Here is a 23,032-nt window from a genome sequence, read left to right as displayed (position 1 = left end):
CAGTAGGCCTGATGGCGCTACGCTTATCAGGCCTACAACGGCAACACGTTTTACTTTGCTGTCAGCAAGACCCCGCACTCCATATGGTGCGTATACGGGAACTGATCGAACAACGCCAGGCGTGACACATTGTGCGTCTGGCTTAATGTTTCCAGGTTCTTGCAGAGCGTCTCCGGGTTACAGGAGATGTAGAGGATACGCGGATACGCCTGCACCATTTTTTCCGTTTCACTGTCCAGACCGCTACGTGGCGGATCAACAAAAATGGTTTCGCACTGATAACTCTTCAGGTCAATGCCCTGCAGACGGTTAAATTCGCGCACACCGTTCATCGCCTGGGTAAACTCTTCCGCAGCCATACGAATAATTTGCACGTTATCAATGTGATTCGCAGCAATATTGTACTGTGCTGCCGCCACCGACGGTTTGGCGATTTCCGTCGCCAGTACGCGGTCAAAATTGCGCGCCAGCGCTAACGAAAAGTTACCGTTGCCACAGTACAGCTCCAGCAGGTCGCCGGTCGATCCTTTGGTGGCATCCAGCGCCCATTCCAGCATGTGAATGTTCATCGCTGCGTTGGGTTGGGTGAAGCTGTTCTCTACCTGGCGGTAAATCATCTCTTTCCCGGCAACCGGTAGACGTTCGTCAATGAAATCCTGGTCCAGCTCAATTTTGGTTTTCGTCGCCCGACCAATCAGATGCACATTCAGATTTTTTGCGCGTAACGCATCCCGTAAGGCTTCGGCTTCTTTACGCCAGGCATCATCCAGTTTTTTATGGTACAGCAGCGTTACCACCGCCTGATTGCTCATCGTCGTGAGGTAATCAATCTGGAACAGCTTGTGGCGTAGGGTGTGATTGTCACGAACGCCTTCAATCATGGCGGTCATCAGTTGGTTGATCAGCTCGCTGGCGGCCGGGAAGCTATCGACGCGAATGCGGTTTTTGGTCTGCTGATCAAACATGATGTGGTAAAGGTCATCACCATCGTGCCATAAACGAAATTCGGCACGCATACGGTAGTGACTGACCGGCGAGCGAAACACTTCCGGCATCAGGTCAGAAAACGGCGCCATCATACTCTGCAAACGGACGACTTTCTCGGCAAGCTGCGCGTCATACTGTTCTGTCGGAAGGTGTTCGGGGGTCATGATGCATCCTGAATAATAAAAGTACGCGGGGATTGTAGGGATTGCTCATCAGATGTCCAGTCATTGATGATTACGGATTTGTGATATCCAGCCTGGACAATAGGTTATAGCAGAATGTAGCATCCGTGCTCCGGTCCTGTGAGTTAAAAGGGAACCCAGTGTAAATCTGGGGCTGACGCGCAGCGGTAAGGAATGATGAGATGGATGCGTAAGCAGACACTGCCGTCAGGTGGGAAGTCTTCATCTCTTTTTATCTTGTACATGGATAATCTTCCAAGCCCGAAGACCTGCCGGCTAACGTCGCATCTGGTTTTCATCATCGCGTACTATCGATGGGGCCTGCGGCATCCTTCTTATATTGTGGATGCTTTACAATGATAAAAAAAACCTCGCTGTTGACGGCGCTCTCCGTCACAGCATTTTCCGGGTGGGCGCAGGATGTTAACCCGGACACCATGGTCGTTACTGCAAACCGTTTTCAACAACCTCTCAGTGCCGTGCTTGCTCCTGTGACTGTGGTCACGCGTCAGGATATTGATCGCTGGCAATCGACTTCCGTGAACGATGTACTACGCCGTCTGCCTGGGGTAGATATTTCGCAAAGCGGCGGCTCCGGACAGCTCTCTTCCATTTTTGTTCGTGGGACGAATTCCAGCCATGTGCTGGTGTTGGTTGACGGTGTCCGTCTGAATTTGGCGGGGGTCAGTGGTTCTGCGGATCTCAGCCAGTTCCCGGTGGCTCTTGTACAGCGTATTGAATACATCCGAGGCCCGCGTTCAGCTATTTATGGTTCGGATGCAATTGGCGGCGTGGTAAACATCATTACAACGCGCGAGAAATCGGGCACAGAGTTGTCTGCCGGATGGGGAACGAACAGTTATCAGAACTATAATATTTCAACGCAGCAACAGCTTGGTGAAAACACACGCGTCACGCTGATGGGGGATTACGCTTATACGCGTGGTTTTGATGTTGTCGCTTACGGTGGTACAGGCGTCCAGCCGCAATCCGATCGGGATGGCTTCCAGAGCAAGACGCTTTATGGCGCGCTGGAGCATAATTTTTCCGAGACCTGGAGCGGGTTTGTGCGCGGCTATGGCTATGATAACCGCACTAATTATGACTCCTACTACTGGCCAGGCACACCGCTGATCGACACTCGTCAACTCTATAGCCAGAGCTGGGATGCCGGATTGCGCTTCAAAGGTGAGAGCATTCAATCTCAACTGGTTTCCAGTTATAGCCACAGTAAGGACTATAACTACGACCCTGAATATGGTCGTTATGATGATTCCGCGACGCTGGATGATATGAAGCAATATAATGTCCAGTGGTCAAACAGTGTCGTCGTTGGTCACGGTAATGTCGGGACAGGTATCGACTGGCAGAAACAAACCACGACGCCCGGAACGGGTTATGTGGCTGAAGGTAATGAACAGCGCAACACGGGTCTCTACCTGACAGGGCTGCAGCAACTCGGTGACTTCACCTTTGAAGGTGCAGTGCGCAGTGATGATAATTCCCAGTTTGGCCGTCATAGTACCTGGCAAACCAGCGCCGGATGGGAATTTATTGAAGGCTATCGTTTTATTGCTTCCTACGGCACCTCTTACAAAGCCCCGAATCTGGGCCAACTGTATGGCTTCTACGGCAATTCAGATCTGAATCCTGAAGAAAGTAAGCAGTGGGAAGGCGCGTTTGAAGGGTTAACGGCAGGCGTTAGCTGGCGTATTTCAGGTTATCGTAACGATATCGATGACATGATCGATTATGACGATCATGCCCAGAAATATTACAACGAGGGGGAGGTCCGTATTAAAGGGGTTGAGGCAACCGCAAACTTTGATACGGGACCGTTGGCGCATACGCTCAGCTACGATTATGTCGATGCCCGTAATGCCATTACCGACCAACCTCTGCCTCGTCGCTCAAAACAACTGGTCAAATACCAACTTGACTGGCAGGTGCATGATTTTGACTGGGGCCTGACGTACCAGTATTTAGGTACCCGTTACGATACTGACTTTGTCACTTATGAGAATGTCAAAATGGGCGGTGTGAGTTTGTGGGATCTTGCCGTTTCATATCCACTCACCTCACAACTGACAGTTCGTGGTAAAATAGCTAACCTGTTCGACAAAGATTACGAGACGGTTTATGGCTACCCAACTGCAGGACGGGAATACACCTTGTCTGGCAGCTACACCTTCTGATCCACGTCCCACCGTGCTGGTGTTTGATTCCGGCGTTGGTGGGCTGTCAGTTTATGATGAGATCCGGCATCTCCTGCCGGATCTCCACTATATATACGCATTTGATAACGTCGCTTTTCCCTATGGGGAAAAAAGCGAAGAGTTTATCGTTGAGCGCGTTGTTGAAATTGTCACTGCAGTTCAGCAGCGTTACCCTCTCGCGCTGGCCGTCATTGCCTGTAATACGGCCAGTACGGTTTCACTGCCTGCATTACGCGAAAAGTTTGCTTTCCCGGTTGTAGGGGTCGTTCCTGCTATTAAACCGGCAGCGAGACTGACGGCGAATGGTGTGGTGGGGCTACTGGCGACGCGAGGGACGGTTAAACGCCCTTATACCCATGAGCTGATTGCGCGCTTTGCTAATGAATGTCAGATCTCCTTGTTGGGCTCTGCAGAGTTGGTAGAACTGGCTGAAGCCAAGTTACACGGCGCTCCTGTTCCCCTGGAAGAGTTGCGACGCATTCTGCGTCCCTGGCTTCGCATGCAAGAGCCGCCGGATACGGTGGTATTGGGATGCACGCATTTCCCTCTATTACAGGAAGAATTATTACAGGTGCTTCCTGAAGGGACTCGGCTGGTCGATTCCGGTGCTGCAATTGCGCGCCGTACTGCCTGGCTGTTAGAGCATGAAGCACCAGATGCAAAATCAACGGATGCGAATGTTGCGTTTTGCATGGCGGCAACGCCGGAGACTGAACAGTTATTACCCGTTTTACAGCGCTATGGCTTCAAAACGCTCGAAAAACTGGCTGTTTAAATGTATTTTGCTTAAAAAGAAAACACTCGGAAGATTATTTTAAATTTCCGCTTGTCAGCCTGAAATAACTCCCTATAATGCGCCTCCACTGACACGGAACAACGGCACGCAAGCCGCCGGGTCAGCGGGGTTCCACTGAGAACGCCGGCAGAGAAAAGCAAAATTAAATGCTTGACTCTGTAGCGGGATGGCGTAATATGCACACCCCGCGCCGCTGAGAAAAAGCGAAGCGGCACTGCTCTTTAACAATTTATCAGACAATCTGTGTGGGCACTCGAAGATACGGATTCTTAACGTCGCAAGACGAAAAATGAATACCAAGTCTCAAGAGTGAACATACGTAATTCATTACGAAGTTTAATTCACGAGCATCAAACTTAAATTGAAGAGTTTGATCATGGCTCAGATTGAACGCTGGCGGCAGGCCTAACACATGCAAGTCGAACGGTAGCACAGAGGAGCTTGCTCCTTGGGTGACGAGTGGCGGACGGGTGAGTAATGTCTGGGAAACTGCCCGATGGAGGGGGATAACTACTGGAAACGGTAGCTAATACCGCATAACGTCGCAAGACCAAAGAGGGGGACCTTCGGGCCTCTTGCCATCGGATGTGCCCAGATGGGATTAGCTAGTAGGTGGGGTAACGGCTCACCTAGGCGACGATCCCTAGCTGGTCTGAGAGGATGACCAGCCACACTGGAACTGAGACACGGTCCAGACTCCTACGGGAGGCAGCAGTGGGGAATATTGCACAATGGGCGCAAGCCTGATGCAGCCATGCCGCGTGTATGAAGAAGGCCTTCGGGTTGTAAAGTACTTTCAGCGGGGAGGAAGGCGATACGGTTAATAACCGTGTCGATTGACGTTACCCGCAGAAGAAGCACCGGCTAACTCCGTGCCAGCAGCCGCGGTAATACGGAGGGTGCAAGCGTTAATCGGAATTACTGGGCGTAAAGCGCACGCAGGCGGTCTGTCAAGTCGGATGTGAAATCCCCGGGCTCAACCTGGGAACTGCATCCGAAACTGGCAGGCTAGAGTCTTGTAGAGGGGGGTAGAATTCCAGGTGTAGCGGTGAAATGCGTAGAGATCTGGAGGAATACCGGTGGCGAAGGCGGCCCCCTGGACAAAGACTGACGCTCAGGTGCGAAAGCGTGGGGAGCAAACAGGATTAGATACCCTGGTAGTCCACGCCGTAAACGATGTCGACTTGGAGGTTGTGCCCTTGAGGCGTGGCTTCCGGAGCTAACGCGTTAAGTCGACCGCCTGGGGAGTACGGCCGCAAGGTTAAAACTCAAATGAATTGACGGGGGCCCGCACAAGCGGTGGAGCATGTGGTTTAATTCGATGCAACGCGAAGAACCTTACCTACTCTTGACATCCACGGAATTTAGCAGAGATGCTTTAGTGCCTTCGGGAACCGTGAGACAGGTGCTGCATGGCTGTCGTCAGCTCGTGTTGTGAAATGTTGGGTTAAGTCCCGCAACGAGCGCAACCCTTATCCTTTGTTGCCAGCGGTTCGGCCGGGAACTCAAAGGAGACTGCCAGTGATAAACTGGAGGAAGGTGGGGATGACGTCAAGTCATCATGGCCCTTACGAGTAGGGCTACACACGTGCTACAATGGCATATACAAAGAGAAGCGACCTCGCGAGAGCAAGCGGACCTCATAAAGTATGTCGTAGTCCGGATCGGAGTCTGCAACTCGACTCCGTGAAGTCGGAATCGCTAGTAATCGTGGATCAGAATGCCACGGTGAATACGTTCCCGGGCCTTGTACACACCGCCCGTCACACCATGGGAGTGGGTTGCAAAAGAAGTAGGTAGCTTAACCTTCGGGAGGGCGCTTACCACTTTGTGATTCATGACTGGGGTGAAGTCGTAACAAGGTAACCGTAGGGGAACCTGCGGTTGGATCACCTCCTTACCTTAAAGAACCTGCCTTTGTAGTGCTCACACAGATTGTCTGATGAAAATTAGCAGTAAGAAATCTCTGCAGGCTTGTAGCTCAGGTGGTTAGAGCGCACCCCTGATAAGGGTGAGGTCGGTGGTTCAAGTCCACTCAGGCCTACCAAATTCCTTCTGATACCGTAGGGTGTTTCAGAATGAACTAAGGTGAATGAGATAACTACGATGGGGCTATAGCTCAGCTGGGAGAGCGCCTGCTTTGCACGCAGGAGGTCTGCGGTTCGATCCCGCATAGCTCCACCATTACTTACTGCAAAAACCCAAGAAAACTTCAGAGTGTACCTGAAAAGGTTCACTGCGAAGTTTTGCTCTTTAAAAATCTGGATCAAGCTGAAAATTGAAACGACACACTGTGTCTGTTCTCCGTAATAAGAACAGGCAAGCGGTGTGTTCGAGTCTCTCAAATTTTCGCAACACGATGTGTTTTACGAAACACCTTCGGGTTGTGAGGTTAAGCGACTAAGCGTACACGGTGGATGCCCTGGCAGTCAGAGGCGATGAAGGACGTGCTAATCTGCGATAAGCGTCGGTAAGGTGATATGAACCGTTATAACCGGCGATTTCCGAATGGGGAAACCCAGTGTGATTCGTCACACTATCATTACGTGAATACATAGCGTAATGAAGCGAACCGGGGGAACTGAAACATCTAAGTACCCCGAGGAAAAGAAATCAACCGAGATTCCCCCAGTAGCGGCGAGCGAACGGGGAGCAGCCCAGAGTCTGAATCAGCATGTGTGGTAGTGGAACGGTCTGGAAAGTCCGGCGATACAGGGTGATAGCCCCGTACACAAAATCGCATGTGTTGTGAACTCGAAGAGTAGGGCGGGACACGTGGTATCCTGTCTGAATATGGGGGGACCATCCTCCAAGGCTAAATACTCCTGACTGACCGATAGTGAACCAGTACCGTGAGGGAAAGGCGAAAAGAACCCCGGCGAGGGGAGTGAAAAAGAACCTGAAACCGTGTACGTACAAGCAGTGGGAGCCTTGATTTATCAGGGTGACTGCGTACCTTTTGTATAATGGGTCAGCGACTTATATTCTGTAGCAAGGTTAACCGAATAGGGGAGCCGAAGGGAAACCGAGTCTTAACTGGGCGTTAAGTTGCAGGGTATAGACCCGAAACCCGGTGATCTAGCCATGGGCAGGTTGAAGGTTGGGTAACACTAACTGGAGGACCGAACCGACTAATGTTGAAAAATTAGCGGATGACTTGTGGCTGGGGGTGAAAGGCCAATCAAACCGGGAGATAGCTGGTTCTCCCCGAAAGCTATTTAGGTAGCGCCTCGTGAACTCATCTTCGGGGGTAGAGCACTGTTTCGGCTAGGGGGTCATCCCGACTTACCAACCCGATGCAAACTGCGAATACCGAAGAATGTTATCACGGGAGACACACGGCGGGTGCTAACGTCCGTCGTGAAGAGGGAAACAACCCAGACCGCCAGCTAAGGTCCCAAAGTCATGGTTAAGTGGGAAACGATGTGGGAAGGCACAGACAGCCAGGATGTTGGCTTAGAAGCAGCCATCATTTAAAGAAAGCGTAATAGCTCACTGGTCGAGTCGGCCTGCGCGGAAGATGTAACGGGGCTAAACCATGCACCGAAGCTGCGGCAGCGACACTATGTGTTGTTGGGTAGGGGAGCGTTCTGTAAGCCGTTGAAGGTGGCCTGTGAGGGTTGCTGGAGGTATCAGAAGTGCGAATGCTGACATAAGTAACGATAAAGCGGGTGAAAAGCCCGCTCGCCGGAAGACCAAGGGTTCCTGTCCAACGTTAATCGGGGCAGGGTGAGTCGACCCCTAAGGCGAGGCCGAAAGGCGTAGTCGATGGGAAACAGGTTAATATTCCTGTACTTGGTGTTACTGCGAAGGGGGGACGGAGAAGGCTATGTTGGCCGGGCGACGGTTGTCCCGGTTTAAGCATGTAGGCGGAGGTTCCAGGTAAATCCGGTTCCTTATTAACGCTGAGGTGTGATGACGAGGCACTACGGTGCTGAAGTAACAAATGCCCTGCTTCCAGGAAAAGCCTCTAAGCATCAGGTAACACAAAATCGTACCCCAAACCGACACAGGTGGTCAGGTAGAGAATACCAAGGCGCTTGAGAGAACTCGGGTGAAGGAACTAGGCAAAATGGTGCCGTAACTTCGGGAGAAGGCACGCTGATATGTAGGTGAAGCGACTTGCTCGTGGAGCTGAAATCAGTCGAAGATACCAGCTGGCTGCAACTGTTTATTAAAAACACAGCACTGTGCAAACACGAAAGTGGACGTATACGGTGTGACGCCTGCCCGGTGCCGGAAGGTTAATTGATGGGGTTATCCGTAAGGAGAAGCTCTTGATCGAAGCCCCGGTAAACGGCGGCCGTAACTATAACGGTCCTAAGGTAGCGAAATTCCTTGTCGGGTAAGTTCCGACCTGCACGAATGGCGTAATGATGGCCAGGCTGTCTCCACCCGAGACTCAGTGAAATTGAACTCGCTGTGAAGATGCAGTGTACCCGCGGCAAGACGGAAAGACCCCGTGAACCTTTACTATAGCTTGACACTGAACACTGGTCCTTGATGTGTAGGATAGGTGGGAGGCTTTGAAGTGTGGACGCCAGTCTGCATGGAGCCAACCTTGAAATACCACCCTTTAATGGCTGGTGTTCTAACGTAGACCCGTGATCCGGGTTGCGGACAGTGTCTGGTGGGTAGTTTGACTGGGGCGGTCTCCTCCTAAAGAGTAACGGAGGAGCACGAAGGTTAGCTAATCCTGGTCGGACATCAGGAGGTTAGTGCAAAGGCATAAGCTAGCTTGACTGCGAGAGTGACGGCTCGAGCAGGTGCGAAAGCAGGTCTTAGTGATCCGGTGGTTCTGAATGGAAGGGCCATCGCTCAACGGATAAAAGGTACTCCGGGGATAACAGGCTGATACCGCCCAAGAGTTCATATCGACGGCGGTGTTTGGCACCTCGATGTCGGCTCATCACATCCTGGGGCTGAAGTAGGTCCCAAGGGTATGGCTGTTCGCCATTTAAAGTGGTACGCGAGCTGGGTTTAGAACGTCGTGAGACAGTTCGGTCCCTATCTGCCGTGGGCGCTGGAGAATTGAGGGGGGCTGCTCCTAGTACGAGAGGACCGGAGTGGACGCATCACTGGTGTTCGGGTTGTCATGCCAATGGCATTGCCCGGTAGCTAAATGCGGAAGAGATAAGTGCTGAAAGCATCTAAGCACGAAACTTGCCCCGAGATGAGTTCTCCCTGAGACTATAAGTCTCCTGAAGGAACGTTGAAGACTACGACGTTGATAGGTCGGGTGTGTAAGTGTAGCGATACATTGAGCTAACCGATACTAATGAACCGTGAGGCTTAACCTTACAACGCCAAAGGTGTTTTGGCGAAGAGACCAATAATCAGCTTGATACAGATTAAATTAATGTGTTCAGAGAACATGTTAATAAACAGAATTTGCCTGGCGGCTGTAGCGCGGTGGTCCCACCTGACCCCATGCCGAACTCAGAAGTGAAACGCCGTAGCGCCGATGGTAGTGTGGGGTCTCCCCATGCGAGAGTAGGGAACTGCCAGGCATCAAATAAGCAAAAAGCCCTGTACTGACGTACAGGGCTTTTTGCGCTTTCACAGATATCCTCTTATCCCTCTCCCTGGTATAACCACAAGCCATACTGCTGCTTATGCTGTAAACTAAGCGCGATTTTGCATCAGGAAAGCGTCTATGAATCACTCCCTTAAACCCTGGAATACCTTCGGTATTGAACAATGTGCTAACGCAATTGTTTGTGCTGAAAATGAACAACAAGTACTGAACGCATGGCAATTAGCAGACTCACTTGGTCATCCGGTATTGATACTGGGTGAGGGGAGTAATGTGCTCTTCCTTGAACCTTTCCGGGGGACGGTGATTATTAACCGTATCAAGGGCATTGCAGTGACGGAAAAAACGGATGCGTGGCACTTGCATGTCGGTGCGGGTGAAAACTGGCATCATCTGGTGCAGTACTCTCTTCAGCAGGGAATGCCGGGTCTGGAAAATCTGGCGCTAATTCCTGGCTGTGTTGGTTCATCCCCTATCCAGAATATCGGCGCTTATGGCGTAGAGCTACAACGTGTCTGCGAATACGTTGACTGCGTTGAATTGTCGACAGGCAAACATCTGCGCGTAAGAGCTGAAGAATGCCGTTTTGGTTATCGTGACAGCATTTTCAAACATGAATATCAGGATCGTTTCGTTATTGTCGCCGTTGGCCTGCGCTTGCCTAAACATTGGCAGCCAGTACTGACTTACGGCGATCTCGCGCGTCTGGATCCTGCAACGGTCACACCTCAGCAAGTTTTTGATTCTGTCTGTCATATGCGTACAACAAAGCTGCCCGATCCAAAAGTAAATGGTAATGCGGGGAGCTTCTTTAAAAACCCGGTTATCGCAGCGGAGATTGCACAGACGCTGCTGTCAAAATTCCCTGGTGCGCCACATTATCCGCAGGTGGATGGTTCGGTGAAACTGGCTGCAGGCTGGCTCATCGACCAGTGTCAATTGAAAGGCGTGGGTATTGGTGGTGCTGCTGTACACCGCCAGCAGGCACTGGTGCTGATCAATGCAGATAATGCGACAAGTGAAGACGTTGTTCAGCTTGCACACCTTGTGCGTGAGAAAGTGGGTGAAAAATTTAATGTCTGGCTGGAGCCAGAGGTTCGCTTCATTGGACCTACAGGTGAGATAAACGCTGTGGAGGTCATCGCATGAAGGATAATACCGTTCCCCTGACGCTCATTTCTTTATTGGCCGATGGTGAGTTTCATTCTGGTGAGCAACTGGGTGAAAAGCTTGGAATGAGTCGCGCGGCAATTAACAAGCATATCCAGACGTTACGCGACTGGGGAGTGGATGTGTTTACCGTGCCAGGCAAAGGATACAGCTTGCCGGAGCCGATACAATTACTGGATGCTTCTCGTATTCTTAGTCAACTGGATGGCGGCACTGTTTCCGTACTTCCCGTTATAGATTCTACGAATCAGTACTTACTGGACCGTATTGGCCAGTTGAATTCTGGCGATGCCTGCGTGGCAGAATACCAGCAGGCAGGCCGTGGGCGACGTGGGCGCAAATGGTTTTCACCGTTTGGTGCCAATCTGTACCTTTCTATGTTCTGGCGTCTGGAGCAAGGCCCGGCAGCGGCGATTGGTCTGAGTCTGGTCATCGGTATCGTCATGGCTGAGGTGCTGCGTGATCTGGGTGCTGATAAAGTACGGGTGAAATGGCCCAACGATCTTTACCTTCAGGATCGGAAACTTGCCGGCATCCTTGTCGAGTTAACAGGAAAAACAGGCGATGCTGCGCAAATTGTCATCGGTGCAGGGATCAATATGGCGATGCGCCGTGTTGAAGAAGGGATAGTGAATCAGGGATGGATTAACCTGCAGGAAGCCGGGATTACCCTTGACCGCAATACACTCGCTGCGAGACTTATTAGAGAGCTTCGCGCCGCACTGGAATTATTTGAACAAGAAGGGTTGACCCCGTATCTGTCTCGCTGGGAAAAACTGGATAACTTTATTAACCGACCTGTGAAGCTGATCATCGGTGATAAAGAAATATTTGGTATTTCGCGAGGAATAGATACTCAGGGAGCATTACTGCTTGAACAGGATGGTGAGATTAAATCCTGGATGGGCGGGGAAATATCGCTGAGAAGCGCAGAATAATAACAAGGGGAGCAATGGCTCCCCTGTTAAATTATTTTCTCAGCCGCACTTGTTCAACGGCGTGATTGGCACTCTTCGTCATGATGAGGCTGGCACGCTCACGAGTTGGTAATATATTTTGTTTTAGATTCAACCAGTTGATTTCTTTCCATAGCGATGTTGCTGTATTGATAGCTTCATCTTTAGATAATTTTGCATAGTTATGGAAATAAGAGTCTGGATCGGTAAACGCCCCTTCGCGGAACTTAAGGAAGCGGTTGATATACCACGATTGAAGTAACTCTTCTGGTGCGTCTACATAGATAGAAAAATCGACAAAATCAGAAACAAATACATGATGCGGATCGTGCGGATAGTCCATTCCGCTTTGCAATACATTTAATCCTTCAAGAATCAATATATCAGGCTGTGCAACCGTTTTATCCCCATCTGGGATCACATCATAAATTAAATGTGAGTAGACCGGGGCCGTGACGTTTGGCACGCCTGATTTGAGATCAGAAACGAATTGCACCAGGCGACGCATATCGTAAGACTCAGGGAATCCTTTCTTCTTCATCAAGCCGCGATCTTTTAAAACCTGATTAGGATAAAGGAAACCATCCGTCGTAATCAATTCAACGCGACGGTGTTCTGGCCAGCGGCTCAGTAGTGCTTGCAGGACACGCGCAGTGGTGCTTTTACCGACCGCAACGCTGCCCGCAATGCTAATGATGTAAGGAATGCGCTGACCGTTAGTCCCTAAAAATTGCTCCAGAACCGCCTGGCGACGCAGGTTTGAACTGATGTAAAAATTGAGCAGGCGTGAAAGGGGTAAATAGATCTCGGCAACTTCTTCCAGCGACAAATCTTCATTAATACCTTTGAGTCGCGCAACCTCATCCTCTGCCAACGTCATTGGCACGGAATCACGGAGTGCAGCCCATTGGTTGCGATCAAACTGTAGGTAAGGCGTCATTAACGTTTGCTCTTTTATACTCATAAGCATGTTTCTGACTGTCATTGCTCTATCAGGTCAATGATAAAAAGGCGAATCATCCCCAGCATGCAATGGCACGTCACATTTCAGTTAATTTGGACAATGGGCAGGAGGGTAACACCAGATGGGAGGGAATAATAAGAAAAAATATCTCATGAGAAACTTTAGCTGGGGAACAATGTGGCGGATATACCCTATGCATAAGAGGTGAGTTCTCTTCATTCGTGATCCTAAATCGCTGCGATAAAGGTGGTTGAAGCTGAAAAAATGCACATACTGGAATGGAAATCGACTATTTATCGGCCTTGTAGTGCAAAATGTGAGCGAAAGAACATTTTATGCAATTTTTTAGTTGCATGAGTGCGAATGTCTCCATAAAATGCGCGCTACTTGATGCCGACTTAGCTCAGTAGGTAGAGCAACTGACTTGTAATCAGTAGGTCACCAGTTCGATTCCGGTAGTCGGCACCATCAAGTCCGGTGGGGTTCCCGAGCGGCCAAAGGGAGCAGACTGTAAATCTGCCGTCACAGACTTCGAAGGTTCGAATCCTTCCCCCACCACCACTTTCTGGCAGCGTTTTCGCCGCCTGGGTTGATTAAAAAATTAATCAACTCAAAACATAAAAAGAGAGCAATCTCTTTTTTGTTACAGAAAGAACTGGGTAGCCGAGTTTCAGGATGCGGGCATCGTATAATGGCTATTACCTCAGCCTTCCAAGCTGATGATGCGGGTTCGATTCCCGCTGCCCGCTCCAAGACGTGCTGATATGGCTCAGTTGGTAGAGCGCACCCTTGGTAAGGGTGAGGTCCCCAGTTCGACTCTGGGTATCAGCACCACTTCACTTCTCCTTCCCGTTTCTCTCTGTTTACCGTTAAAAACATTCAACAGTTCAGGCATATCGCCTGGTTGATGTGGTGATATCACCGATTTATCCGTGTCTTAGAGGGACAATCGATGTCTAAAGAAAAGTTTGAACGTACAAAACCGCACGTTAACGTCGGTACTATCGGCCACGTTGACCATGGTAAAACAACGCTGACCGCTGCCATCACTACCGTACTGGCTAAAACCTACGGCGGTGCTGCTCGCGCATTCGACCAGATCGATAACGCGCCGGAAGAAAAAGCTCGTGGTATCACCATCAACACTTCTCACGTTGAATATGACACCCCGACTCGCCACTACGCACACGTAGACTGCCCGGGCCACGCCGACTATGTTAAAAACATGATCACCGGTGCTGCGCAGATGGACGGCGCGATCCTGGTTGTTGCTGCGACTGACGGCCCGATGCCGCAGACTCGTGAGCACATCCTGCTGGGTCGTCAGGTAGGCGTTCCGTACATCATCGTGTTCCTGAACAAATGCGACATGGTTGATGACGAAGAGCTGCTGGAACTGGTAGAAATGGAAGTTCGTGAACTTCTGTCTCAGTACGATTTCCCGGGCGACGACACTCCGATCGTTCGTGGTTCTGCTCTGAAAGCGCTGGAAGGCGAAGCAGAGTGGGAAGCGAAAATCATCGAACTGGCTGGCTTCCTGGATTCTTACATCCCGGAACCAGAGCGTGCGATTGACAAGCCGTTCCTGCTGCCTATCGAAGACGTATTCTCCATCTCCGGTCGTGGTACCGTTGTTACCGGTCGTGTAGAGCGCGGTATCGTTAAAGTTGGCGAAGAAGTTGAAATCGTTGGTATCAAAGAGACTGCCAAGTCTACCTGTACTGGCGTTGAAATGTTCCGCAAACTGCTGGACGAAGGCCGTGCTGGTGAGAACGTTGGTGTTCTGCTGCGTGGTATCAAACGTGAAGAAATCGAACGTGGTCAGGTACTGGCTAAGCCGGGTTCCATCAAGCCGCACACCAAGTTCGAATCTGAAGTTTATATCCTGTCCAAAGACGAAGGCGGCCGTCATACTCCGTTCTTCAAAGGCTACCGTCCGCAGTTCTACTTCCGTACTACTGACGTGACTGGTACCATCGAACTGCCGGAAGGCGTAGAGATGGTAATGCCGGGCGACAACATCAAAATGGTTGTTACCCTGATTCACCCGATCGCGATGGACGACGGTCTGCGTTTCGCAATCCGTGAAGGCGGCCGTACTGTTGGTGCGGGCGTGGTTGCTAAAGTTATCGCTTAATCGCTGATAACATTTGACGCAATGCGCAATAAAAGGGCATCATTTGATGCCCTTTTTGCACGCTTTCGAACCAGAACCTGGCTCATCAGTGATTTTTTTTGTCATAATCATTGCTGAGACAGGCTCTGTAGAGGGCGTTTAGTCCGAAACTCACCAGAGCATTTCGGTTTGGATTGCCTCGCTTACGCGGGGTGAAAATGTTTGTAGAATACTTCTGACAGGTTGGTTTATGAGTGCGAATACCGAAGCTCAAGGAAGCGGGCGTGGCCTGGAAGCGATGAAGTGGGTGGCTGTAGCCCTATTGCTGCTTGTGGCTATCGTTGGCAACTACCTCTATCGTGACATGATGCTGCCGCTGCGTGCGCTGGCCGTAGTGATTCTGATTGCGGCAGCGGGTGGTGTTGCGCTGTTGACGACAAAAGGTAAAGCGACGGTTGCTTTTGCCCGTGAAGCGCGTACTGAAGTCCGTAAGGTCATTTGGCCGACTCGCCAGGAAACATTGCACACCACACTGATCGTGGCTGCGGTTACTGCAGTAATGTCACTAATCCTGTGGGGACTGGATGGTATTCTGGTCCGCCTGGTATCCTTTATCACTGGCCTGAGGTTCTGAGATGTCTGAAGCTCCTAAAAAGCGCTGGTACGTCGTTCAGGCGTTTTCCGGTTTTGAAGGCCGCGTAGCGACGTCGCTGCGTGAGCATATCAAATTACACAATATGGAAGAGTTGTTTGGTGAAGTCATGGTGCCGACCGAAGAAGTGGTCGAAATCCGTGGTGGCCAGCGTCGCAAAAGCGAGCGCAAATTCTTCCCGGGCTACGTACTGGTCCAGATGGTGATGAACGACGCAAGCTGGCACCTGGTGCGCAGCGTACCGCGTGTGATGGGCTTCATCGGTGGTACTTCCGACCGTCCGGCGCCAATCAGCGATAAAGAAGTTGATGCGATTATGAACCGCCTGCAGCAGGTAGGTGATAAGCCGCGTCCGAAAACGCTGTTTGAACCGGGTGAGATGGTTCGTGTTAGCGATGGTCCGTTTGCTGACTTTAACGGCGTGGTTGAAGAAGTCGACTACGAGAAGTCTCGCCTGAAAGTTTCCGTTTCTATCTTCGGTCGTGCGACCCCGGTAGAACTGGATTTTGCTCAGGTTGAAAAAGCCTAACACGTCGATCAAAAAAGCGGCGATTTAATCGTTGCACAAGGCGCGAGATTGGAATACAATTTCGCGCCTTTTGTTTTTATGGATTCCATCCGTAAAACGAATTTTATCACGGGGAGCCTCTTTGAGGCGCTATAACCCAACCAGAGGAATTTAGAATGGCTAAGAAAGTACAAGCCTATGTCAAGCTGCAGGTTGCAGCTGGTATGGCTAACCCGAGTCCGCCGGTAGGTCCAGCACTGGGTCAACAAGGCGTGAACATCATGGAATTCTGCAAAGCGTTCAACGCAAAAACTGATTCCATGGAAAAAGGTCTGCCGATCCCGGTTGTTATTACCGTTTACGCTGACCGTTCTTTCACTTTCGTTACCAAAACGCCTCCGGCAGCAGTACTGCTGAAGAAAGCGGCTGGTATCAAGTCTGGTTCCGGCAAGCCGAACAAAGACAAAGTGGGTAAAATTTCCCGCGCTCAGCTGCAGGAAATCGCGCAGACCAAAGCTGCCGACATGACTGGTTCCGACATTGAAGCGATGACTCGCTCCATTGAAGGTACTGCACGTTCCATGGGCCTGGTAGTGGAGGATTAAGAAATGGCTAAACTGACCAAGCGTATGCGCGTGATCCGTGACAAAGTTGATGCAACTAAACAGTACGACATCAACGAAGCTATTGCTCTGCTGAAAGAGCTGGCCACCGCTAAATTCGTAGAAAGCGTGGACGTTGCCGTTAACCTCGGCATCGATGCTCGTAAATCTGACCAGAACGTACGTGGTGCAACTGTACTGCCGCACGGTACTGGCCGTTCCGTTCGCGTAGCCGTATTTACCCAGGGTGCAAACGCTGAAGCTGCTAAAGCTGCAGGTGCTGAACTGGTAGGTATGGAAGATCTGGCTGACCAGATCAAGAAAGGCGAAATGAACTTTGACGTTGTTATTGCTTCCCCGGATGCAATGCGCGTTGTTGGCCAGCTGGGCCAGGTTCTGGGTCCGCGCGGCCTGATGCCAAACCCGAAAGTTGGTACTGTAACTCCTAACGTTGCTGAAGCGGTTAAGAACGCTAAAGCAGGTCAGGTTCGTTACCGTAACGACAAAAACGGCATCATCCACACCACCATCGGTAAAGTGGATTTTGACGCTGACAAACTGAAAGAAAACCTGGAATCTCTGCTGGTTGCGCTGAAAAAAGCGAAACCGACTCAGGCGAAAGGCGTGTACATCAAGAAAGTTAGCCTCTCCACCACCATGGGTGCTGGCGTTGCCGTTGATCAAGCTGGTCTGAGCGCTTCTGCGAACTAAGATTAGCTTTACGTGGGCGGTGGATTTGTCTACAATTCTACCCCCACGTTTGTTAACGAAAGTTAGCAGATAAAAAGATTTGTTCGTTGGAGCCTGGCCTATCCAGGCCTCCGTCGAAGACCGCAGGTGTTTCGTAAGAAGCTTAATGCCCTGCGTAGACGGTGACAGAACGCTAAGATTATTTCTGATACTCTGGCTTGTTTCTGCTCACCGTATTTAGACGCTCTGTCCGTTGGGAAGAGTGAAGTGAGTTCCGGAACATGAGTTCCGGCAAACATCCAGGAGCAAAGCTAATGGCTTTAAATCTTCAAGACAAACAAGCGATTGTTGCTGAAGTCAGCGAAGTAGCCAAAGGCGCGCTGTCTGCAGTAGTTGCGGATTCCCGTGGCGTAACTGTAGACAAAATGACTGAACTGCGTAAAGCAGGTCGCGAAGCCGGCGTATACATGCGTGTTGTTCGTAACACCCTGCTGCGCCGTGTTGTTGAAGGTACTCAGTTTGAGTGCCTGAAAGACGCGTTCGTTGGTCCGACCCTGATTGCATATTCTATGGAACACCCGGGCGCAGCTGCTCGTCTGTTCAAAGATTTCGCGAAAGCGAATGCAAAATTTGAGGTCAAAGCCGCAGCCTTTGAAGGTGAATTGATCCCGGCATCGCAAATCGATCGCCTGGCAACTCTGCCGACCTACGAAGAAGCAATTGCACGCCTGATGGCAACCATGAAAGAAGCTTCGGCTGGCAAACTGGTTCGCACTCTGGCTGCTGTTCGCGATGCGAAAGAAGCTGCTTAATCGCAGTTATCTTTATCAAGCATCTGCTTACGTATAAACTTATTCTGATTTTCAGGAACAATTTAAATGTCTATCACTAAAGATCAAATCATTGAAGCAGTATCCGCTATGTCTGTAATGGACGTTGTAGAACTGATTTCTGCAATGGAAGAAAAATTCGGTGTTTCCGCTGCTGCTGCTGTAGCTGTAGCTGCTGGCCCGGCTGAAGTTGCTGAAGAAAAAACTGAATTCGACGTAATTCTGAAAGCTGCTGGCGCTAACAAAGTTGCTGTTATCAAAGCAGTACGTAGCGCAACTGGCCTGGGTCTGAAAGAAGCTAAAGACCTGGTAGAATCTGCTCCGGCCGCTCTGAAAGAAGGCGTGAGCAAAGATGACGCAGAAGCACTGAAAAAATCTCTGGAAGAAGCTGGCGCTGAAGTTGAAGTTAAATAAGCCAACTTTTCTGGTTGCAGCCTGAGAAATTAGGCTGATGGCTGGTGACTTTTTAGTCACCAGCCTTTTTGCGCTGTAAGGCGCCAGTAGCATTTCACACTGTTTGACTACTGTTGTGCCTTTCAATGCTTGTTTCTATCGACGACTTAATATACTGCGACAGGGTGCTCGCTCTGTGTAAATCGCAACGAAATGGTTTAAGCGTGATAGCAACAGGCATTGCGGAAAGTATTCAATTTTCCGATCAACAAAATAGTGTTGCACAAACTGTCCCTTCGTCGGACAGATGGGTCGACTTGTCAGCGAGCTGAGGAACCCTATGGTTTACTCCTATACCGAGAAAAAACGTATTCGTAAGGATTTTGGTAAACGTCCACAAGTTCTGGACATACCTTATCTCCTTTCTATCCAGCTTGACTCGTTTCAGAAGTTTATCGAGCAAGATCCTGAAGGGCAGTACGGTCTGGAAGCAGCCTTCCGTTCTGTGTTCCCGATTCAGAGCTACAGCGGTAATTCCGAGCTGCAATACGTCAGCTACCGCCTTGGCGAACCGGTGTTTGACGTTCAGGAATGTCAGATCCGTGGCGTGACCTATTCCGCACCGCTGCGCGTCAAACTGCGTCTGGTGATCTACGAGCGCGAAGCGCCGGAAGGCACCGTAAAAGACATTAAAGAACAAGAAGTCTACATGGGCGAAATTCCGCTCATGACTGACAACGGTACTTTTGTTATCAACGGTACTGAGCGTGTTATCGTTTCTCAGTTGCACCGTAGTCCGGGCGTCTTCTTTGACTCCGACAAAGGTAAAACCCACTCTTCGGGTAAAGTACTGTATAACGCGCGTATCATCCCTTACCGTGGTTCCTGGCTGGACTTCGAATTCGATCCGAAGGACAACCTGTTCGTACGTATCGACCGTCGCCGCAAACTGCCTGCGACCATTATTCTGCGTGCGCTGAACTACACCACTGAGCAGATCCTTGACCTGTTCTTTGAAAAAGTTGTTTTCGAAATTCGCGACAACAAGCTGCAGATGGAACTGGTGCCGGAACGCCTGCGTGGCGAAACCGCATCTTTTGACATCGAAGCTAACGGCAAAGTGTACGTCGAAAAAGGTCGCCGCATTACTGCGCGCCACATTCGCCAACTGGAAAAAGACGATATCAAACATATCGAAGTTCCGGTTGAATACATTGCTGGCAAAGTGGCGTCTAAAGACTACGTTGACGAATCTACTGGCGAGCTGATCTGCGCAGCGAACATGGAGCTGAGCCTGGATCTGCTGGCTAAGCTGAGCCAGTCCGGCCACAAACGTATCGAAACGCTGTTCACCAACGATCTGGACCACGGTCCGTACATCTCTGAGACTGTACGCGTCGACCCAACTAACGATCGTCTGAGCGCGCTGGTAGAAATCTACCGCATGATGCGCCCGGGTGAACCGCCGACGCGTGAAGCGGCTGAAAGCCTGTTTGAGAACCTGTTCTTCTCCGAAGACCGCTATGACCTGTCTGCGGTTGGTCGTATGAAGTTCAACCGTTCTCTGCTGCGCGACGAAATCGAAGGTTCCGGTATCCTGAGCAAAGACGACATCATTGAAGTGATGAAGAAGCTCATCGATATCCGTAACGGTAAAGGCGAAGTCGATGATATCGACCACCTCGGCAACCGTCGTATCCGTTCCGTAGGCGAAATGGCGGAAAACCAGTTCCGCGTTGGCCTGGTACGTGTAGAGCGTGCGGTGAAAGAGCGTCTGTCTCTGGGCGATCTGGATACCCTGATGCCTCAGGATATGATCAACGCCAAACCGATTTCTGCCGCAGTGAAAGAGTTCTTTGGTTCCAGCCAGCTGTCTCAGTTTATGGACCAGAACAACCCGCTGTCTGAGATTACGCACAAACGTCGTATCTCCGCACTCGGCCCAGGCGGTCTGACCCGTGAACGCGCAGGCTTTGAAGTTCGAGACGTACACCCGACTCACTACGGTCGCGTATGTCCAATCGAAACGCCTGAAGGTCCGAACATCGGTCTGATCAACTCCCTGTCCGTGTACGCACAGACTAACGAATATGGCTTCCTTGAGACGCCGTACCGTCGTGTTGTTGATGGCGTGGTAACTGACGAAATTCATTACCTGTCTGCTATTGAAGAAGGCAACTTCGTTATCGCTCAGGCGAACTCCAACCTGGATGACGAAGGGCACTTTGTAGAAGATCTGGTTACCTGCCGTAGCAAAGGCGAATCCAGCTTGTTCAGCCGCGATCAGGTTGACTACATGGACGTATCCACTCAACAGGTGGTATCCGTCGGTGCGTCCCTGATCCCGTTCCTGGAACACGATGACGCCAACCGTGCATTGATGGGTGCGAACATGCAACGTCAGGCGGTTCCGACTCTGCGTGCTGATAAGCCGCTGGTTGGTACCGGTATGGAACGTGCTGTTGCCGTTGACTCCGGTGTAACTGCGGTGGCTAAACGTGGCGGTACCGTTCAGTACGTGGATGCTTCCCGTATCGTTATCAAAGTTAACGAAGACGAGATGTACCCGGGCGAAGCAGGTATCGACATCTATAACCTGACCAAATACACCCGTTCTAACCAGAACACCTGTATCAACCAGATGCCGTGTGTGTCTCTGGGTGAGCCGGTTGAACGTGGTGATGTGCTGGCAGACGGTCCGTCCACTGACCTCGGTGAACTGGCGCTCGGTCAGAACATGCGCGTGGCGTTCATGCCATGGAACGGTTACAACTTCGAAGACTCCATCCTCGTTTCCGAGCGTGTTGTTCAGGAAGACCGTTTCACCACTATCCACATTCAGGAACTGGCATGTGTGTCCCGTGACACCAAGCTGGGGCCAGAAGAGATCACCGCTGACATCCCGAACGTGGGTGAAGCTGCGCTCTCCAAACTGGATGAATCCGGTATCGTTTATATCGGCGCAGAAGTGACCGGTGGCGATATTCTGGTTGGTAAGGTAACGCCGAAAGGTGAAACCCAGCTGACGCCAGAAGAGAAACTGCTGCGTGCGATCTTCGGTGAGAAAGCGTCTGACGTTAAAGACTCTTCTCTGCGCGTACCAAACGGTGTTTCCGGTACGATTATCGACGTTCAGGTCTTTACTCGCGATGGCGTAGAAAAAGACAAACGTGCGCTGGAAATCGAAGAGATGCAGCTGAAGCAGGCGAAGAAAGACCTGTCTGAAGAACTGCAGATCCTCGAAGCTGGCCTGTTTAGCCGTATCTACGCGGTGCTGGTTGCCGGTGGTGTTGAAGCTGAGAAGCTCGACAAACTGCCTCGCGATCGCTGGCTGGAACTGGGCCTGACCGACGAAGAGAAACAAAATCAGCTGGAACAGCTGGCTGAACAGTACGACGAGCTGAAGCACGAGTTCGAGAAGAAACTCGAAGCGAAACGCCGCAAAATCACTCAGGGCGACGATCTGGCACCGGGCGTGCTGAAGATTGTTAAGGTTTATCTGGCGGTTAAACGTCGGATCCAACCTGGTGATAAGATGGCAGGTCGTCACGGTAACAAGGGTGTTATTTCTAAGATCAACCCGATCGAAGATATGCCTTACGATGAAAACGGCACGCCGGTAGACATCGTACTGAACCCGCTGGGCGTACCGTCTCGTATGAACATCGGTCAGATTCTGGAAACTCACCTGGGTATGGCTGCGAAAGGCATTGGCGATAAGATCAACGCCATGCTGAAACAGCAGCAAGAAGTCGCGAAACTGCGCGAGTTCATCCAGCGTGCGTACGATCTGGGCTCTGACGTTCGTCAGAAAGTTGACCTGAACACCTTCAGCGATGATGAAGTTCTGCGTCTGGCTGAAAACCTGAAAAAAGGTATGCCGATCGCAACGCCGGTCTTCGACGGTGCGAAAGAGTCTGAAATCAAGGAACTGTTACAGCTGGGTGGCCTGCCGACTTCCGGTCAGATCACACTGTTCGACGGTCGTACCGGTGAGCAATTCGAGCGCCAGGTTACCGTTGGCTACATGTACATGCTGAAACTGAACCACCTGGTTGATGACAAGATGCATGCGCGTTCTACCGGTTCTTACAGCCTGGTTACTCAGCAGCCGCTGGGTGGTAAGGCGCAGTTCGGTGGTCAGCGCTTCGGGGAGATGGAAGTGTGGGCGCTGGAAGCATATGGCGCGGCATACACCCTGCAGGAAATGCTCACCGTTAAGTCTGATGACGTGAACGGCCGTACTAAGATGTATAAAAACATCGTAGACGGTAACCATCAGATGGAGCCGGGCATGCCAGAATCCTTCAACGTACTGTTGAAAGAGATTCGTTCGCTGGGTATCAACATCGAGCTGGAAGACGAGTAACTCTCGCTCAAACAGGTCACTGGTGCTGGCGTAACAGCCAGCACCAGATTGTGCTAACTCCGACG

At 50.9% G+C, this 23,032-nt stretch carries 14 protein-coding genes, 6 tRNA genes, 3 rRNA genes, 1 pseudogene and 1 riboswitch; of the genes and pseudogenes, 21 read left to right on the top strand and 3 right to left on the bottom strand.

The genetic code is table 11. From position 1 onward, the window contains the following. Positions 1-50 precede the first annotated feature (50 nt). Positions 51-1,151, bottom strand: coding sequence for a tRNA (uridine(54)-C5)-methyltransferase TrmA (gene trmA, locus JM656_RS20655; protein ID WP_203359352.1), 1,101 nt, complete (start codon positions 1,149-1,151; stop codon positions 51-53). A gap of 114 nt (positions 1,152-1,265) precedes the next feature. Continuing rightward, positions 1,266-1,461: riboswitch (cobalamin riboswitch) on the top strand. Between the two features lie 64 nt (positions 1,462-1,525). Between trmA and btuB the strand changes: the two genes are divergently transcribed. The 9 genes from btuB (at position 1,526) to birA (ending at position 11,825) form a co-directional block, all read left to right on the top strand. Next, on the top strand, positions 1,526-3,364 hold the full coding sequence (gene btuB / locus JM656_RS20650) for a TonB-dependent vitamin B12 receptor BtuB (RefSeq protein ID WP_203359351.1): 1,839 nt from the start codon (positions 1,526-1,528) through the stop codon (positions 3,362-3,364). Next, the gene (gene murI, locus JM656_RS20645; protein ID WP_192613839.1) at positions 3,309-4,160 is read left to right on the top strand and encodes a glutamate racemase; all 852 of its coding nucleotides are present in this window, start codon (positions 3,309-3,311) and stop codon (positions 4,158-4,160) included. The genes btuB and murI overlap by 56 nt, the downstream gene beginning before the upstream one ends. Before the next feature lie 379 nt (positions 4,161-4,539). Then, positions 4,540-6,081, top strand: a 16S ribosomal RNA gene (locus tag JM656_RS20640). Between the two features lie 70 nt (positions 6,082-6,151). Next, a tRNA-Ile gene (locus tag JM656_RS20635) sits at positions 6,152-6,228 on the top strand. Between the two features lie 61 nt (positions 6,229-6,289). After that, a tRNA-Ala gene (locus JM656_RS20630) sits at positions 6,290-6,365 on the top strand. 206 nt (positions 6,366-6,571) lie between these two features. After that, a 23S ribosomal RNA gene (locus tag JM656_RS20625) occupies positions 6,572-9,481 on the top strand. A gap of 94 nt (positions 9,482-9,575) precedes the next feature. Beyond that, positions 9,576-9,691 (top strand): 5S ribosomal RNA (gene rrf / locus JM656_RS20620). The 16S, 23S and 5S rRNA genes sit together here with 2 tRNA genes alongside, the layout of an rRNA operon. Before the next feature lie 146 nt (positions 9,692-9,837). After that, positions 9,838-10,866, top strand: a complete 1,029-nt coding sequence (gene murB / locus JM656_RS20615; RefSeq protein WP_203359350.1) for a UDP-N-acetylmuramate dehydrogenase — start codon at positions 9,838-9,840, stop codon at positions 10,864-10,866. Then, positions 10,863-11,825 (top strand): bifunctional biotin--[acetyl-CoA-carboxylase] ligase/biotin operon repressor BirA, encoded by a 963-nt coding sequence (gene birA, locus JM656_RS20610; protein WP_203359349.1) that lies wholly within the window; start codon positions 10,863-10,865, stop codon positions 11,823-11,825. The genes murB and birA overlap by 4 nt, the downstream gene beginning before the upstream one ends. Positions 11,826-11,856: 31 nt before the next feature. Here birA and coaA read toward each other — a convergent pair whose 3' ends face one another. After that, positions 11,857-12,807: a type I pantothenate kinase gene (gene coaA, locus JM656_RS20605; protein WP_203359348.1), complete on the bottom strand. Its 951-nt coding sequence runs from the start codon at positions 12,805-12,807 to the stop codon at positions 11,857-11,859. A gap of 292 nt (positions 12,808-13,099) precedes the next feature. Continuing rightward, positions 13,100-13,180, bottom strand: a pseudogene (locus JM656_RS22400) (hypothetical protein); the annotation flags it as partial. Between the two features lie 19 nt (positions 13,181-13,199). Here JM656_RS22400 and JM656_RS20600 point away from each other — a divergent pair. The 12 genes from JM656_RS20600 (at position 13,200) to rpoB (ending at position 22,967) form a co-directional block, all read left to right on the top strand. Then, positions 13,200-13,275 (top strand) — tRNA-Thr (locus tag JM656_RS20600). A gap of 8 nt (positions 13,276-13,283) precedes the next feature. After that, positions 13,284-13,368, top strand: a tRNA-Tyr gene (locus JM656_RS20595). Between the two features lie 116 nt (positions 13,369-13,484). Continuing rightward, positions 13,485-13,559, top strand: a tRNA-Gly gene (locus tag JM656_RS20590). Positions 13,560-13,565: 6 nt separating this feature from the next. Then, a tRNA-Thr gene (locus JM656_RS20585) sits at positions 13,566-13,641 on the top strand. Between the two features lie 118 nt (positions 13,642-13,759). Further along, positions 13,760-14,944 (top strand): elongation factor Tu, encoded by a 1,185-nt coding sequence (gene tuf, locus JM656_RS20580; RefSeq protein ID WP_203359347.1) that lies wholly within the window; start codon positions 13,760-13,762, stop codon positions 14,942-14,944. Between the two features lie 229 nt (positions 14,945-15,173). Beyond that, positions 15,174-15,557: a preprotein translocase subunit SecE gene (secE, locus tag JM656_RS20575; protein WP_162379675.1), complete on the top strand. Its 384-nt coding sequence runs from the start codon at positions 15,174-15,176 to the stop codon at positions 15,555-15,557. Between the two features lies 1 nt (position 15,558). Further along, positions 15,559-16,104, top strand: coding sequence for a transcription termination/antitermination protein NusG (gene nusG / locus JM656_RS20570; protein ID WP_002438628.1), 546 nt, complete (start codon positions 15,559-15,561; stop codon positions 16,102-16,104). Between the two features lie 155 nt (positions 16,105-16,259). Next, entirely contained in the window at positions 16,260-16,688 is a 429-nt protein-coding gene (gene rplK / locus JM656_RS20565; RefSeq protein ID WP_003033122.1) for a 50S ribosomal protein L11, read from the top strand. A 3-nt stretch (positions 16,689-16,691) separates the two neighbouring features. Further along, positions 16,692-17,396 (top strand): 50S ribosomal protein L1, encoded by a 705-nt coding sequence (gene rplA / locus JM656_RS20560; protein WP_162379676.1) that lies wholly within the window; start codon positions 16,692-16,694, stop codon positions 17,394-17,396. 293 nt (positions 17,397-17,689) lie between these two features. Then, positions 17,690-18,187 (top strand): 50S ribosomal protein L10, encoded by a 498-nt coding sequence (rplJ, locus tag JM656_RS20555; RefSeq protein WP_007704673.1) that lies wholly within the window; start codon positions 17,690-17,692, stop codon positions 18,185-18,187. Between the two features lie 66 nt (positions 18,188-18,253). Further along, the gene (gene rplL / locus JM656_RS20550) at positions 18,254-18,619 is read left to right on the top strand and encodes a 50S ribosomal protein L7/L12 (RefSeq protein ID WP_162379677.1); all 366 of its coding nucleotides are present in this window, start codon (positions 18,254-18,256) and stop codon (positions 18,617-18,619) included. A gap of 319 nt (positions 18,620-18,938) precedes the next feature. Next, positions 18,939-22,967 (top strand): DNA-directed RNA polymerase subunit beta, encoded by a 4,029-nt coding sequence (gene rpoB / locus JM656_RS20545; RefSeq protein ID WP_203359346.1) that lies wholly within the window; start codon positions 18,939-18,941, stop codon positions 22,965-22,967. Positions 22,968-23,032 lie beyond the last annotated feature (65 nt).

Origin of the sequence: Citrobacter sp. R56, assembly GCF_016811995.1 — a bacterium.
Taxonomy (GTDB): domain Bacteria; phylum Pseudomonadota; class Gammaproteobacteria; order Enterobacterales; family Enterobacteriaceae; genus Citrobacter_D; species Citrobacter_D enshiensis.
Note: the sequence above shows the minus strand (reverse complement) of the source record. Positions and strands in the feature narration are given on the sequence as shown.

Bases quoted from the DNA above. Each gene is read 5' to 3' on its own strand.
- nusG (WP_002438628.1), top strand. From the start codon at position 15,559: ATGTCTGAAGCTCCTAAAAAGCGCTGGTACGTCGTTCAGGCGTTTTCC.
- rpoB (WP_203359346.1), top strand. From the start codon at position 18,939: ATGGTTTACTCCTATACCGAGAAAAAACGTATTCGTAAGGATTTTGGT.
- rplA (WP_162379676.1), top strand. From the start codon at position 16,692: ATGGCTAAACTGACCAAGCGTATGCGCGTGATCCGTGACAAAGTTGAT.
- coaA (WP_203359348.1), bottom strand. From the start codon at position 12,807: ATGAGTATAAAAGAGCAAACGTTAATGACGCCTTACCTACAGTTTGAT.
- rplJ (WP_007704673.1), top strand. From the start codon at position 17,690: ATGGCTTTAAATCTTCAAGACAAACAAGCGATTGTTGCTGAAGTCAGC.
- rplL (WP_162379677.1), top strand. From the start codon at position 18,254: ATGTCTATCACTAAAGATCAAATCATTGAAGCAGTATCCGCTATGTCT.
- secE (WP_162379675.1), top strand. From the start codon at position 15,174: ATGAGTGCGAATACCGAAGCTCAAGGAAGCGGGCGTGGCCTGGAAGCG.
- btuB (WP_203359351.1), top strand. From the start codon at position 1,526: ATGATAAAAAAAACCTCGCTGTTGACGGCGCTCTCCGTCACAGCATTT.
- murI (WP_192613839.1), top strand. From the start codon at position 3,309: ATGGCTACCCAACTGCAGGACGGGAATACACCTTGTCTGGCAGCTACA.
- trmA (WP_203359352.1), bottom strand. From the start codon at position 1,151: ATGACCCCCGAACACCTTCCGACAGAACAGTATGACGCGCAGCTTGCC.
- birA (WP_203359349.1), top strand. From the start codon at position 10,863: ATGAAGGATAATACCGTTCCCCTGACGCTCATTTCTTTATTGGCCGAT.
- tuf (WP_203359347.1), top strand. From the start codon at position 13,760: ATGTCTAAAGAAAAGTTTGAACGTACAAAACCGCACGTTAACGTCGGT.
- rplK (WP_003033122.1), top strand. From the start codon at position 16,260: ATGGCTAAGAAAGTACAAGCCTATGTCAAGCTGCAGGTTGCAGCTGGT.
- murB (WP_203359350.1), top strand. From the start codon at position 9,838: ATGAATCACTCCCTTAAACCCTGGAATACCTTCGGTATTGAACAATGT.